The sequence below is a fragment of the Streptosporangium saharense genome, assembly GCF_014203715.1.
Taxonomy (GTDB): Bacteria; Actinomycetota; Actinomycetes; order Streptosporangiales; family Streptosporangiaceae; genus Streptosporangium; species Streptosporangium saharense.
The window spans coordinates 373,870-387,781 of the sequence record NZ_JACHJP010000003.1 but is presented as its reverse complement, the minus strand read 5'-3'; the positions used below and the strand labels follow the sequence as shown (position 1 = coordinate 387,781).

General features: G+C 70.1%; 15 protein-coding genes and 1 riboswitch. Of the genes, 7 read left to right on the top strand and 8 right to left on the bottom strand.

Annotation, left to right across the window (positions count from 1 at the left end; all coding sequences use genetic code 11):
* Nucleotides 1-45: 45 nt before the first annotated feature.
* The 4 genes from FHS44_RS17750 (at nt 46) to FHS44_RS17735 (ending at nt 3,817) form a co-directional block, all read left to right on the top strand.
* Complete coding sequence (locus FHS44_RS17750) at nt 46-606, top strand: TetR/AcrR family transcriptional regulator (RefSeq protein WP_184715980.1); 561 nt, start codon at nt 46-48, stop codon at nt 604-606.
* Complete coding sequence (locus tag FHS44_RS17745) at nt 603-2,102, top strand: glycerol-3-phosphate dehydrogenase/oxidase (protein WP_184715978.1); 1,500 nt, start codon at nt 603-605, stop codon at nt 2,100-2,102. The genes FHS44_RS17750 and FHS44_RS17745 overlap by 4 nt, the downstream gene beginning before the upstream one ends.
* Before the next feature lie 382 nt (nt 2,103-2,484).
* Nucleotides 2,485-3,399, top strand: coding sequence for a ferredoxin family protein (locus FHS44_RS17740; protein ID WP_184715976.1), 915 nt, complete (start codon nt 2,485-2,487; stop codon nt 3,397-3,399).
* Nucleotides 3,400-3,502: 103 nt separating this feature from the next.
* Nucleotides 3,503-3,817 (top strand): WhiB family transcriptional regulator, encoded by a 315-nt coding sequence (locus FHS44_RS17735; RefSeq protein WP_012893126.1) that lies wholly within the window; start codon nt 3,503-3,505, stop codon nt 3,815-3,817.
* Nucleotides 3,818-3,901: 84 nt separating this feature from the next.
* Here the strand turns inward: FHS44_RS17735 and FHS44_RS17730 are convergent, their stop codons facing one another.
* The 6 genes from FHS44_RS17730 to FHS44_RS17705 form a co-directional block, all read right to left on the bottom strand.
* Entirely contained in the window at nt 3,902-4,147 is a 246-nt protein-coding gene (locus FHS44_RS17730; RefSeq protein WP_184715974.1) for a hypothetical protein, read from the bottom strand.
* Nucleotides 4,148-4,199: 52 nt separating this feature from the next.
* Complete coding sequence (locus tag FHS44_RS17725; RefSeq protein ID WP_184715972.1) at nt 4,200-4,556, bottom strand: hypothetical protein; 357 nt, start codon at nt 4,554-4,556, stop codon at nt 4,200-4,202.
* A gap of 158 nt (nt 4,557-4,714) precedes the next feature.
* Nucleotides 4,715-5,833 carry a ribosome small subunit-dependent GTPase A gene (rsgA, locus tag FHS44_RS17720; protein WP_184715970.1) on the bottom strand — a complete coding sequence of 373 codons (1,119 nt, stop codon included), beginning with the start codon at nt 5,831-5,833 and terminating at the stop codon, nt 4,715-4,717.
* A gap of 271 nt (nt 5,834-6,104) precedes the next feature.
* On the bottom strand, nt 6,105-7,361 hold the full coding sequence (gene glyA / locus FHS44_RS17715; protein ID WP_184715968.1) for a serine hydroxymethyltransferase: 1,257 nt from the start codon (nt 7,359-7,361) through the stop codon (nt 6,105-6,107).
* Nucleotides 7,362-7,394: 33 nt separating this feature from the next.
* A riboswitch (ZMP/ZTP riboswitch) is annotated at nt 7,395-7,475 on the bottom strand.
* An 18-nt stretch (nt 7,476-7,493) separates the two neighbouring features.
* On the bottom strand, nt 7,494-8,459 hold the full coding sequence (locus FHS44_RS17710) for a YihY/virulence factor BrkB family protein (protein WP_184715966.1): 966 nt from the start codon (nt 8,457-8,459) through the stop codon (nt 7,494-7,496).
* 75 nt (nt 8,460-8,534) lie between these two features.
* Entirely contained in the window at nt 8,535-8,933 is a 399-nt protein-coding gene (locus FHS44_RS17705; RefSeq protein WP_184715963.1) for a YccF domain-containing protein, read from the bottom strand.
* A 622-nt stretch (nt 8,934-9,555) separates the two neighbouring features.
* Between FHS44_RS17705 and FHS44_RS17700 the strand changes: the two genes are divergently transcribed.
* From FHS44_RS17700 to FHS44_RS17690, 3 genes are all read left to right on the top strand, one after another.
* Nucleotides 9,556-11,238: a nitrite/sulfite reductase gene (locus tag FHS44_RS17700; protein WP_184715962.1), complete on the top strand. Its 1,683-nt coding sequence runs from the start codon at nt 9,556-9,558 to the stop codon at nt 11,236-11,238.
* Nucleotides 11,239-11,412: 174 nt separating this feature from the next.
* Complete coding sequence (locus tag FHS44_RS17695) at nt 11,413-12,141, top strand: phosphoadenylyl-sulfate reductase (RefSeq protein WP_184715960.1); 729 nt, start codon at nt 11,413-11,415, stop codon at nt 12,139-12,141.
* The gene (locus FHS44_RS17690; protein ID WP_184715958.1) at nt 12,138-12,908 is read left to right on the top strand and encodes a sirohydrochlorin chelatase; all 771 of its coding nucleotides are present in this window, start codon (nt 12,138-12,140) and stop codon (nt 12,906-12,908) included. Before FHS44_RS17695 ends, FHS44_RS17690 begins: the two co-directional genes overlap by 4 nt.
* Here the strand turns inward: FHS44_RS17690 and FHS44_RS17685 are convergent.
* Together FHS44_RS17685 and FHS44_RS17680 are read right to left on the bottom strand one after the other, a co-directional pair.
* Entirely contained in the window at nt 12,894-13,097 is a 204-nt protein-coding gene (locus FHS44_RS17685) for a hypothetical protein (protein ID WP_184715956.1), read from the bottom strand. The two genes, FHS44_RS17690 and FHS44_RS17685, sit on opposite strands and share 15 nt — an antisense overlap.
* A gap of 75 nt (nt 13,098-13,172) precedes the next feature.
* Nucleotides 13,173-13,892 (bottom strand): DUF1707 SHOCT-like domain-containing protein, encoded by a 720-nt coding sequence (locus FHS44_RS17680; protein ID WP_184715954.1) that lies wholly within the window; start codon nt 13,890-13,892, stop codon nt 13,173-13,175.
* Nucleotides 13,893-13,912 lie beyond the last annotated feature (20 nt).

Sequence of the window (13,912 nt, the reverse complement as noted above, 5' to 3'; positions counted from 1 at the left end):
GGCTCGGCGCCTTCCTTGGAAGTTTCCACCTCTACACTGTGACATATGACGTCCATTCGTCACAACGAGTCCCCGTCCGACCCGGTCCTCGATGCCGCCAGGGAGGTGGTGCTCGCGGTCGGCGTCAGGCGGACCACGCTCACCGACGTGGCCCGCAGGGCAGGGCTGTCCCGCATGACGATCTACCGGCGCTGGCCCGACGTGCACGCCCTCGTCGCCGACCTGATGACCCGCGAGTGGCTGCGGGTCGCGGGCCGCTTCGCCACCGAGGACCCGGTCACCGCCGCGGTCGCGACCGTCGGCGCGCTGCGCGGCCACCCGCTCTGGCGCAAGATCGTCGAGGTGGACCCCGAGCTGCTCCTGCCGTACCTCCTGTGGCGCAGGGGCGCCAGCCACGAGGTCATGCTCTCGCTGGTCGCCTCGGCGATCACCAGGGGCCAGGAGCGGGGCACCGTACGGCCCGGCGACCCGGCACGGCTGGCGGGGACGGTCGTGCTGACCGCGCAGTCGTTCCTGCTGTCCGGCGCCGTGCTGCTGGCCCCGCTCACCGGGGACGCCCTCGACGCCGAGCTGACCGAACTCCTGGAAAGGTACCTCCGGCCGTGAACTCCTCCCTCAACGCGGCCCGCAGAGCCCGCGAGCTGGCCGAACTCCCCGATCTCGTGGTCGACGTGCTGGTGGTCGGGCTCGGGGTCACCGGGACGGGCACCGCGCTCGACGCGGCCTCGCGGGGCCTGTCCGTCGCGGCGATCGACGCGGGCGACCTGGCCTCCGGCACCTCGCGGTGGAGCTCAAAGATGGTCCACGGCGGGCTGCGCTACCTGGCCAGGGGGCAGGTGGGCGTGGCCCGGGAGAGCGCCGTCGAACGCGGCGTTCTGCTCACCAGGACCGCCCCCCATCTGGTACGGGCGCAGCCGTACCTGCTGCCGCTCACCCCGGCCGTCTCCCGGGGCAGGGCGGCGACGGTGATGACGGGTTACCGGCTCGGCGACGGGCTGCGGATCGCCGCGCGCACGCCCCGGCGCCTGCTGCCCGGCCCCTCGCGGATCCCCGCGCGTACGGCGCTGCGCCTGGTCCCCGCCCTTGAGCCGCGGGGCCTGCGCGGCGCCCTGCTCTCCTGGGACGGGCGGCTGACCGACGACGCCAGGCTCGTGGTCGCGCTGGCCAGGACGGCCGCCGCGCACGGCGCCAGGATCCTGACCCGCTGCCGCGCGCTCGAACTGACCGGGGACGGCGCGCTGGTCCGCGACGAGCTGACCGGGCAGACCCTGACGGTCCGGGCCAGGGCGGTGGTCAACGCCACCGGCGTCTGGGCGGGAACGCTGGTCCCCGAGATCAGGATGCGGCCCTCACGCGGCAGCCACCTGGTGCTGCGCCCCGAGACCCTGCCGGGCCTGACGGCCGGGCTGCACGTGCCGGTCCCCGGGGAGACCAACCGGTTCGTCCTGGTGCTGCCCCAGGCGGACGGCAGGATCCACGTGGGCCTCACCGACGAGCCGGTCGAGGGCCCGCTGCCGGACGTGCCCACGGTCCCGGAGGAGGACGTGACGTTCCTGCTCGGCGTGCTCAACTCGGTGCTCGGCACGGCGATCGGCAGGCGGGAGGTGGCCGGGGCCTACGCCGGGCTGCGCCCGCTGCTCGACGCCGACGGGCGCACCGCCGACCTGTCGAGGAGGCACGCCCTGTCGGTCTCCCGCGACGGGGTCGTGACGGTCGCCGGGGGCAAGCTGACGACCTACCGGCGGATGGCCCAGGACGCGGTCGATCTGACGGTATGGCTGCGCGCCCTGCCCGCGGGCGCCTGCCGTACGGCCCGCCTGCCCCTGGTGGGCGCGGACGGGAGAGGTGGTGAGGGGACGCCCGGACGGCTGGCCGGGCGTTACGGGAGTGAGGCGGCGGCGGTCAAGGCACTGGCGCGGGAGGATCCGGCACTGGCCGAGGCGCTGCCGACCGGGGTGACCGTGGCCGAGCTGGTCTGGGCCGTCAGGCACGAGGGTGCCCTCGACGTTGACGACCTGCTCGACCGCCGCACCCGTATCGGACTGGTCGCCGAGGACCGGGCCGTGGCCCTGCCCGCGGCGCGGGCGGCGCTCGACCGCTGAGCGGCGGCACCGTACGACGGTTCCCGTGAGCCCTCGCGGGCATCAGCGGGCATGAAAAGGGAAGGGTCAGGAACTTCAGAAGGAGCTTGGCCTGGAGCGACGGCCCACCCGCCGCCCCCTGACCGCCGGCTCGGGACGGCAGGCGAGCGCCTGCCGGTACGAGCCCGTTGACACCGGTCCATTGAAGCAGGGGGGCGGGCGCCCGCACGGGGGAACGGGGTTATTCGACGGTTCCGTTGACAGCGGATCATCGAAGGGCGTAAGGAATATCCGATTCGCCCAAGGATCGCCCTTTTCTCCTCTGACACACTCGTAACACTCTTAGGTTAGTCTTACCTAAGTAAGCATTAACGAAGACGTTGACGGGGGGAGCGTTCCGGATATGACACTCAAGGGCTGCGCACATCCCGAGGGCTGCCATACCGGTGACCTGCCCGTTCTGGCGAGCGCCACCGTCGGCGCCCGCTTCTGGCTGCTCGTCGAGCACCCGGGCCCCTGGGCCTCCCACCTGGAGGACTGCCGCCTTCCCAGCGGTGTGCGCACTCTCGTCGACAGGGCCCTGGCCATCGGCGTCCGGCCCCAACTGATCCGCCGTCCGGGGCGCAGAACCCCCGTGGAGGGCGGGATCCACGTCATGGTCGCCGACTCGACCGCCGCCGAGCCGTGGCTCGCCGAGGGCGTCATCGCAGGTCCGGACGATCTTGACCTGGACGCTTTGGTGGCCGGAGTGGTCCCGGAGTCCTGCATACTTGTGAGTGAGCCGGTTTTTCTGGTCTGCACGCATGCCAAACGCAACGCGTGCTGCGCCCGCATTGGACTTCCCCTAGCTCGTTCCCTGGCGAAGGTTTTGCCGGACAGAGTATGGGAAACATCACATGTTGGCGGCGATCGCTACGCCGCCAACCTTGTGTGCTTGCCACACGGCCTCTACTACGGCAGCATGTCTCAGGCTGCTGCGATCGCGGCAGCCGATGCGTACCGGTCCGGCGAGGTCACCCTCGACCGTTTCCGGGGACGTTCAGGCATCCCTGAGCCACTGCAGGCCGCCGAGCATTTCGTCCGCGCCCACACGGGCGAGCTCTCGGTTGGCGGAGTGGCCGTGGAGTCCTCCAGGTCGGACGGCGCCACCACCGAGGCATTTGTGCGCGGTAGTGGCGTTCGTTTTCGGGTAGTGGTTGAACCCATGACGTTGAAAGCGCCATGTGGTACGGCTTGCGCCGAAGAAATCACTACCTATCGGCTGGTCGTACTGGACAGGCTCACCCCTGTGCGGTACGCCACGCCTGTCCTGACCTGACCGAGGGAACATCACGGCCTATCCAGGCGTTGGACCCAAGGACGCCGGAAACGTCCAATGCGGCATCAACCCGAAATACCTCTCACTAAAAGGTGGTTTTCTCATGTCTCAGGTACGTCGGCAGACCGCCCGGCCACGGCCCAGCTGGGGCTGGCAGGATGACGCCGCGTGCCGGGGTGAGGACCTCGTGCTCTTCTTCGGTCCTGACGGGGAGCGTCAGCCTGAGCGTGACATCCGCGAGCGGAAGGCCAAGGCCATCTGCGCCCAGTGCCCGGTCCGCGCGGAGTGCCTGGACTACGCGCTGTCCCGTCCGGAGAAGTACGGCACCTGGGGCGGTCTGAACGAGGACGAGCGCGCCTCCGAGCGTCGCCGTCGTATGCGCCGCGCCGCCAGCGCCGGCATCAGCGCCGTCGCCTGAGCAAGTACCTCCACCCGGCTTCCCCCTGACGTGTGATCTCGCTGATTCCCCTGCGAGATCACACGTTGTCGTTTGGGGACGCTCTCAGTTCTGCCGGGGGATCTTCGGGGTGTCCCGGTATCCCCGGGAGGGCAGTGGCTTGACGTGGGACGCCGAGCACTCCGGGCAGCTCAGGTCCACCCACGGCGGGGTGGTGACGATTCCCCTCCTTCGCCACACCACGGGACGCCCGTCGTCGGCGTGGCAGGTCTCGTAGAGGTCTCCCCAGACGTGCTCGCAGCGCAGGCACTGGAAGTCCCAGGCCTCGGCGACAGCGTTGATCTCTCGCATGTGCTCTCTTCTCGCATGGGTTCCGTACTGGCCTGTGGGCAGGACGGTCGGCCTATATGCGAGACACACCGATCATGATCAGCCTGCTGACTCCGGCGGCCGGGGCGGCGAGGACCCTCTCCCGGTGCCACCTCCGGACCGGCCTCTCCCCCTCGGACGCCAGCGCGTCCTCCAGGGACTGCGGCGCGGGCGGGCGCGGCTCACGTCCGCGTCCCGCGTCGTGCGCCAGGGGTGAGGCGGGCGTCTCGTCGACCGGACGCGGCCCCTCCTCAACCCGTTCGACGCACTGACGCTCGACCATCAGGCCGACCAGGCCACCGGACTGCCAGCTCAGACAGAGCCCGAGACAGACGGCGAGCAGGACCCACGGCACCGTCCGACGGCGCCGGGAGAGCGTTCCTGCGATCACACCTACAAGGTTTGCCTACTCTCGGTGAACAAAACGCGACCCATGGTCACCGGTATGGCTCCGGGGGAAACGCGATCGTCGCCGGAGCGCTGAAACACACGGCGCCGTGCCGGACCCCGCTCCCCGGGCTCAACACCCGGGGAGCGCGATCCAAGCGGTCAGGGACGGTTCCGTCCTGACTTGCGCACTTCCTTGTGGATGATCTTCCACCTGTTCTGGAGCTCCTTGCGCAGGCGCGCGTCGGTCCGCGAGGCCATCCACAGGGCCTCACGCTGGAGCTTGTTCCAGCTCTCCAGCCGCCGCTCGGGGAGCGTGCCGTCCTCGACGGCGGCGATCACCGCGCAGCCGGGCTCGCTGTCGTGCCCGCAGTCGGCGAAACGGCACCGCTCGGCCAGCTCCTCGATGTCGGAGAAGACCAGGTCGACGCCCTCCCCCATGTCGTACAGGCCGATACGGCGGATGCCGGGGGTGTCGATGATGAGACCGCCCCCACCGAGCGGGATGAGCTCGCGGTGGACCGTGGTGTGACGGCCCCTGCCGTCGGCGGCCCTGACCTGCTGGGTCTCCATCACCTCGGTCCCGGCCAGCGCGTTGACCAGGGTGGACTTGCCCGCGCCGGAGGCCCCGAGCACGACGGCGGTGCGCGTCCCGGCCAGGTGCCCGTGCACGACGTCGACCCCCTCGCCGGTCAGGGAGGAGATCGCGTGCACGTCGACCCCGGGCGCCGCCGCGGCGACCTCCCCCATCAGGAAGGGCAGGCTCTCCCCGGCCAGGTCGGACTTGGTGACGAGCACGACGGGCTGGGCGCCGCTCTCCCAGGCCAGCGCGAGCAACCGCTCGATCCGGCCGAGGTCGGCGGTGTCGGTGGCGTGCAGCGCGGGTTCGGCGACGAAGACGACGTCGACGTTGGCCGCGAGCACCTGCCCCTTCGAGTCGCCGGAGAGGCCACCGCGCGAGAGCCTGGCGACCCCGCCACGCACGAACGCCGTACGGCGGGGCAGCAGCGCCTCAAGCTCGAAGCGGCCCTCGGCGAGTTTCCTGAGCCCGGCCCAGTCTCCGACGCAGGGCAGGGCGACGGGGTCGGCCGCGGCGGCCCGCCGTACGGTGGCGCCGTAGTGGGCCTGGAAGTGGCCCGCCGCGCACAGGACCTCGGCGGCGCCCCGGTCGACCCGCGCCACCCGGGCGGGGATCAGACCGTCGGGCAGCGCGGCGGCGTGGGAGTCGTCCCAGCCGAGCGAGGACAGGTCGTGCGAGACGGGAAAACGTGAAGCAGACAACGTGGGTACACCCTTTTCGAGAAGGTCGGGTGCCCGTGAAGGAAGTCGGCTAGAGGGGCACCCGGAGGACGGCTGAAGGCATGCCAAGGAAGAAGACCCGCATGTCCTCACCTCCCGATCTCAGACCGCCCCGCACGGGGACGGCGTCGCCCACGGGCGCGACAGCGCCCACTCGCAGAACATTAGCGCGATCTCCCCGGGATCGCGCAAACCCTTTTTCCCGTAATCGTGAAAAAGCCCCGGGACGGCGGTCCCGGGGCTCGTCGCCGTCCTACAGGCCGGGGGCCGGGAAGTGGCTCGTCAGCTCGCGGACCTCGCCGTGGACGCGGGTGATGACGTGCTTGGCCTCGTCCTCGTCCTTGGCCAGGGCGCTGACGACCTGGTCGATCCAGGCGCCGATCTGCCGCATCTCGGTCACGCCCATGCCGCGGCTGGTCACGCCCGCGGTGCCGATGCGGATGCCGGAGGGGTCGAAGGGCTTGCGCGTGTCGAAGGGCACGGCGTTGTAGTTGGTCTCAAGCCCGGCCTTGTCCAGGGCCTGCGCGGCGGGCTTGCCACCGATGCCCTTGGGGGTCAGGTCGACCAGGATGAGGTGGTTGTCCGTGCCACCGGAGACCAGGTCGAAGCCGCGGCCCTTGAGCTCCTCGGCCAGCGCCTGGGCGTTCAGGACGACCTGACGCGCGTAGTCCTTGAAGTCGTCGGTCGCCGCCTCCTTCAGGGCGACGGCGATGGCCGCGGTGGTGTGGTTGTGCGGGCCGCCCTGCAGGCCGGGGAAGACTGCCTTGTTGAGGGCGGTGGCGTGCTCGTCGGAGCTGGCCATGAGCATCGCGCCACGGGGACCGCGCAGGGTCTTGTGGGTCGTGGTCGAGATCACGTCGGCGTGACCGACCGGCGACGGGTGGGCGCCACCGGCGACCAGGCCCGCGATGTGGGCGATGTCGGCGGCGAGCACGGCGCCGACCTCACGGGCGATCTCCGCGAAGGCGGGGAAGTCGATGGTGCGCGGGATGGCGGTGCCGCCGCAGAAGATCAGCTTGGGGCGCTCGCGGAGGGCGATCTCGCGGACCTCGTCCATGTCCACGCGGCCGGTGTCCTTGCGCACGCCGTACCGGACCGGGTTGAACCACTTGCCGGTGGCCGAGACGGACCAGCCGTGGGTCAGGTGGCCGCCGAACGGCAGGCCCATGCCCATGACGGTCTCGCCGGGCTGCAGGAAGGCCAGGTAGATGGCGAGGTTGGCGGGCGAGCCCGAGTAGGGCTGGACGTTGGCGTGCTCGACGCCGAACAGGGACTTGGCGCGCTCGACGGCGACGGTCTCGATCTGGTCGATGACCTGCTGGCCCTCGTAGTAGCGCTTGCCCGCGTACCCCTCGGAGTACTTGTTGGTGAGGACGGTGCCGGTGGCCTCAAGGACCGCCTTGGAGACGTAGTTCTCCGAGGCGATCAGCTTCACCGTGTCAGCCTGGCGACGCTCCTCGGCCTTGATGAGCTCGGCGATCTGCGGATCGACGTTGGATAGAGAACCCATGGCGCCTTCACTCCCCTGTCATCGTTGACAACGTGCGAAGACCCAGGCGTACGGCCTCCGCTTTTCGCTCCCCGGTGGTCGCTCCCACCCAATGCGCCAGTCGCGCTTTAGACGATAGCGGACCCTTCGTACTCACCCCACACGCGCTGCGCGGCCTCCGCCGTCCACCGGCCAGAGCCTGTCCACCTCGGCGTTGAGGGTGGCGCCGATGAGCACGGCCAGGGCCGTGATGTACAGCCACAGCAGGACCGCGATGGGGGCGGCGAGCGAGCCGTAGATGGAGACCGGGGAGAACCAGGCGGCCAGCACCGCGCGCAGCACGGCGGCGCAGGCGATCCAGATGATCAGCGCGAGCACCGCCCCGGGGGTCTCCCGCCACCAGCGGGTACGCACCGGGACGCTCACGTGGTACAGGACGGTGAGGAAGAGCACCGAGCCCGCGACGACGACCGGCCAGTAGAGGCCGGTGACCAGGCCCGCGTAGTCGGGTGGCAGGGCGCCGCGCAGCGCGACCGGGCCGAGCACCAGGACCGGCATGACCACGAGGCCGATCAGCAGGCCCGCCAGATAGAGGCCGAAGGACATCAGGCGGGTGCGGATGATCCCGCGCTCCTCCCCGAGGCCGTACGCCAGGGAGATCAGGTCCACGTAGACGAACAGCGCCCGCGAGCCCGACCACAGGGCCAGCAGGAAGCCAACGGAGATCAGGGAGACCTGGTTCTCCGGTTTCAGCACGTCGTCGATGAGCGGGGAGACGACCTTGTCCACGGCGTTGTCGGTGAACAGCAGGTGCGCCTGGGTCTCGATCCAGACGCTGACGTCCTTGACCGTCTCCGGCCCGAAGACGCGGGTGAAGCGGCCGAGCACGCCGATCAGGCCGAGCATGAACGGCGGCAGCGACAGCAGGGCGAAGAAGGCGGCCTCCCCCGCCAGCCCGGTGACCCGGTAGGCGACGCCCGCGCCGGTGGTCGCCCGCGCCAGGGCCCAGGCGTCCGTCCCCCCCACCCAGGACAGCCCGGCACGCAGCCGTGCCCTGGCCACGCCCGGCTCGCGCCTGCGTGGCCCTCGCCTGCGCGCCGGGGCGTCGGTGGAGGTCATGGCACACCACGGTATGCGCAGTGCCCCTTGATCACGAGCTAGGGCGGCAACGATCGAGTCTCGGGTCGGTCGTCATCACCTGCGGTAAAAGGCCTCCGGGTCGTCCACGTCGACGATCCTGGCGCCCAGCGGCAGCAGGGAGACCGGGATCAGTTTGATGTTCGCGATGCCCAGCGGAATGCCGATGATCGACAGGAACAGCGGGATCGACGTCAGCACGTGGCCGATAGCCAGCCAGATCCCGGCGACGACGCACCAGATCACGTTTCCGACGGTCGAGAGGCAGCCCGCCTCGGGGTCGCGCACCACGGTCCGGCCGAAGGGCCACAGCGCGTAGGCGGCGATCCTGAAGGACGCGATGCCGAACGGGATAGTGATGATCAGGACACAGCAGACGATGCCCGCGACGACGTAGCCGAGAGCCAGCCAGACCCCCGCGAACACCAACCAGATGACGTTCAACAACGTGCGCATACTTCGAGCATGTCAGTAAGGGGGCAGACGACTCCATCGGGCATACCCCTGGCGGAACCCTGGAAAGCCCCCGATCCGGACGGAGTGCCGCTCCACGGTGTACGGCCCACACGGCCGCACAATGGAGGGGTGATCTGCGACAAATGTAAGCAGCGCAGGCACGACGAGTGCAGGGGCGGCTCGTGGTGCGACTGCCAGCACCACAGGCCCCGCCAGGACCACGACTCCGACGAGGAACCGGAGCCTCCCACGAACTGGTTGAGACAGGGGTGACCACCGGTGTCGGCCTGACCGCGCCAGGGCTGCGCGGGCGACGCCAGGCGAAGATGCGGAAAGTCCAGATTCCGGACCCCGCATTGGACATCTCGGGCCGCCAAGGTATCGTCATGGACATGCCTGCGGACCCATTGCTCGTCGTGCGACGCCACGTCGACCTGCTCCGTGTCCGCAGCGCCATCTGTCGTGACGTCCGTTGACCGTCGCCCTCCGCTGATTTCACCCAGCTCGGGCGCGTGACAGACGTCATCGCTCCGTAAGCGACAACCCCCGCACTCAATGAAGAGGCGGCAGGCAACGTCTGCGCGTGTCCGGAAATCACTCCACCGATTTAAAGGACGCGCACATGACGACCCCGGCCAGGCCGGCTAACCGCCACCACAGACGCCCACGAGGCGAAGGTCAGTGGGCTCTCGGTTACCGCGAACCGCTCAACAAGAACGAAGAGAGCAAGAAGAACGACGACGGGCTCAACGTCCGCCAGCGCATCATCGACATCTACTCCAAGGGCGGGTTCGACTCCATCGACCCGGCCGACCTGCGGGGCCGGATGCGGTGGTACGGGCTCTACACCCAGCGCAGGCCCGGCATCGACGGCGGCAAGACCGCGGTCCTGGAGCCGGAGGAGCTCGACGACCGCTACTTCATGATGCGGGTCAGGATCGACGGCGGCAGGCTCAACCTGGCGCAGCTGCGCGCCATCGCCGAGATCTCCAACCTGTACGGCAGGGGCACCGCGGACGTCACCGACCGGCAGAACATCCAGCTCCACTGGATCGAGATCGAGTCCGTCCCCGACATCTGGGAGCGGCTGGAGGCCGTCGGCCTGTCCACGACCGAGGCGTGTGGCGACACCCCGCGCGTCATCCTGGGCTGCCCGCTGGCCGGGATCGACACCGACGAGGTCCTCGACGGCACCCCGCTGATCCAGGAGATCTACGACAAGTACATCGGCGACCCGGCCTACTCGAACCTGCCCCGCAAGTTCAAGACCGCGGTGAGCGGCTGCCCGGCGCACTGCACGGTGCACGAGATCAACGACGTGGCCTTCGTCGGCGTGGTCAACGAGCAGGGTGAGCGGGGCTACGACCTGTGGGTCGGCGGCGGCCTGTCCACCAACCCGATGCTGGCCAAGCGCCTGGGCGTCTTCGTCACCCCCGAGCAGGTCAGCGCGGTCTGGGCCGGGGTGATCGGCATCTTCCGCGACTACGGCTACCGCCGCCTGCGGCACAGGGCGCGGCTGAAGTTCCTGGTCAGCGACTGGGGCGTCGAGAAGTTCCGGCAGATCCTGGAGACCGAGTACCTCGGCCACGCGCTGGCCGACGGCCCCGGCCCCGAGCTGCCCAGGAACGGGCGCAGGGACCACGTGGGCGTCTTCCCGCAGAAGGACGGCAACTTCTACGTCGGCTTCGCCCCCAGGGTCGGCCGTCTCAGCGGCGACGCGCTGCACCTGATCGCCGACATCGCCGAGCGGCACGGCTCGGACCGCGTGCACACCACCGTCGAGCAGAAGCTGGTCATCCTCGACGTCGCCCCCGACCAGGTGGACAGCATCGTGGCCGAGCTTGAGGCCAACGACCTGCGGGTCAACCCCTCGACCTTCCGCCGCCAGACCATGGCCTGCACCGGCATCGAGTTCTGCAAGCTGGCGATCGTCGAGACCAAGGCCACCGGCGCCAGCCTGATCGACGAGCTCGAACGGCGCCTTCCCGACTTCAAGCAGCCGCTGACGATCAACCTCAACGGCTGCCCCAACTCCTGCGCGCGCGTCCAGGTGGCCGACATCGGCCTCAAGGGCCAGCGCGTCGTCAACGACGCGGGCGAGCAGGTCGAGGGCTTCCAGGTCCACCTGGGCGGCTCGCTGGGCGTCAACGCGGGCTTCGGCCGTAAGGTCCGTGGCCTGAAGACGACGGCCGAGGAGCTTCCCGACTACGTCGAGCGCGTGGTGCGCAACTTCGACAAGCAGCGAAACGAGGGCGAGACCTTCTCCGAGTGGGTCCAGCGTGCCGACGAGGCGGACCTCAAGTGACCGGTACGGCAGGCCGTACGGGTAAGGGGCGGAGATGAGTGAGCGGGCTGTCCCCTTTCACTGCCCCTACTGCGGCGAAGAGGACCTCGAACCCTACGAGGGCGACGGCGGCTGGTACTGCCGCTCGTGCGCCCGCGCCTTCAAGCTGAAGTTTCTTGGAATCGGAGTGCGGTCATGAGCCTGGTGGACATCGAAGTCGGATTACGGCAGCAGAGCGGCACGCTGGACCTCCAGGACATCGTGGAGTCGGCGGCCCGCTTCCTTGAGGACGCCTCCGCGCTGGAGATCATCCGGTGGGCGGCGGCCACGTTCGGCGACCGGCTGTGCCTCACCTCCTCCATGAGTGACGCGCTGCTGATCGACCTGGTGAGCCGGGTCAAGCCCGGGATCGACGTGCTGTTCATCGACACCGGCTACCACTTCGCCGAGACGATCGGCACCCGTGACGCGGTGCGGCAGGTCTACGACGTGAACGTGATCGACGTCAAGCCGTCGCGGACGGTGGCCGAGCAGGAGCGCGACCTCGGGCCGCGGCTGTTCGGGCGCAACCCCGACCTGTGCTGCTACCTGCGCAAGGTCGAGCCGCTCAACCGCGCGCTTGAGCCGTACCTCGCCTGGATCTCCGGCATCCGCCGCGACGAGGCGAGCACCCGCGCCGGGGTCAAGGCCGTCGAGTGGGACGCCAAGCGCCAGATGGTGAAGATCAACCCGATCGCCCGCTGGACGCAGGAGGACGTCGACAACTACATGGCCGACAACGGCGTGCTGATCAACCCGCTGCACTACGACAACTACCCCTCGATCGGCTGCGCGCCCTGCACCCGTCAGGTGGCGCCCGGCGAGGACCCGCGCAGCGGCCGCTGGGCGGGGATGGGAAAGACGGAATGCGGGCTGCATCTATGACAACCACGACGTGGCGCCCGCGTGGCGTGACGTCGGTGCCACCGCTGATCGCGGTGGCGCACGGGTCCCGCGACCCGCGCGCCGCCGCGACGGTCGAGGACCTTCTCGACGTCGTACGGCGTGCCCGCCCCGAGATCCCGGTGCGCACCGCCTACCTCGACCACGCCCCGCCGACGCTCGCCATGGCGCTGTCGGGACTGAGCGAGGCCGCGGTGCTGCCGCTGCTGCTCACCGAGGCATACCACAGCCGGGTGGACATTCCCGGCGCGCTGGCCGAGGCCACGGCCCGCAACCCCAGGCTGCGGGTACACAGGGGCGCGACGCTCGGCCCGCACCCGCTGCTGGTCACCGCCCTTGAGCGCCGTCTGACCGAGGCGGGGGTCGAGGCCGGAGACCCCGCAACCGCGGTCGTGCTGGTCTCGGCCGGGTCGAGTGACCGCAGGGCCAACGCGACGGTCGCCGGGGTGGCCGCCCAGTGGGGACGGCGCCGTGGCTGGTGGTCGGTGACCGCCGCCTACGCCTCGGCCGCCGAACCGACGCCGCGGCAGGAGGTGGAGAGGCTGCTCACGGCGGGGGCCCCGCGCGTGGTCGTGGCCCCCTACCTGCTGGCTCCCGGCTACTTCGCCGACAAGATCCGCCGTGACACGCTGGCCGTGGGCGCCGAGATCGTCGCGGACGTCCTCGGCGCCGCCCCCGAGCTGGCCACCGTGTTAATCGAACGTTACGAGCAGGCCCTGAGCGGGCTGGAGCGCTCAGCCACCGCCTGACGGCGCCCCGGCGGTGGGATAGACAGGGGTGATGGTGACGCCCGGCGAAGGCCGGGGGGCGTTCTCGGGGGCGGGGGCGCAGTCAGGGCCTCCGCCTGCCCCCCAGTCACGGCAGAGCAGGTAGGCGGTGCGCAGCAGACGGTCTGAGCGCTGCGCGACATAGCCTTCGAAGTCGGCCCGGTCTCGCATCCGAGGTCCTCACTGGTCGGTGATGTCACCGACCACTACCGTCAGGACCCCCCGGGACGTTGCACGGCCGTACGGCTAGCGCCGGTCGTCGCGGTGCGGTGAGCCGTACTGCCAGGGCTGGGGGCCGCGCGGTTCCCCGGGGAGTTCCCCGCGCATCTCCCGCCACTGCTCCCGCCAGGCGGCCCACTGCTTCTTCAGGGGTTTGGTCCTGGAGTCGCCGATCACCTTGACCTCGCCCATGAGCACGTACGCCTTGATCCGGATCAGCGGCGCGTTCGGGCTGGGCGGTGCCTCGCCGACCTTGACCTTCTTCTCCCCCATGATCGCGATGCCGTCCAGCTCGACGTCCACGCCGTCCGGCACGATGATCTTCACCTCGCCCATGACCACGGTGGCGACGATGTCCACCACGTTGGTGCGGACCTCGGCCTCGCGCAGGTCGAGCACGACCCCGCCCATCACGGCGACCGCGCTGAGCCCCTGGTCGATGCGCCACTTGCCCCGGCGCTTCGACTCGCTCATCACCGCGACGAACCACTTCCGCACCCCGCCAGGACTCGGCGCCTGCGACCCGTAGGAGGGAGCGGGGACGGGGGCCGGGGCGGCCTGTCCAACCCCGGGCAGGTCCGAGGTGATGACGGCAAGCTCGGCCTGGGTGACGGCGGTGTAGGCCGCCTCGGTGCGCTCGGTCAGCTCCCCGAGCGTCAGACGCCCCTCGACGGAGGCGACACGCAGCCGCTCGACGGTTGCCTCCCGCTCGGCGTCCGAGATTCGCATCGCACCGGGATCGTTCATAACTCACAACATATCGCGAG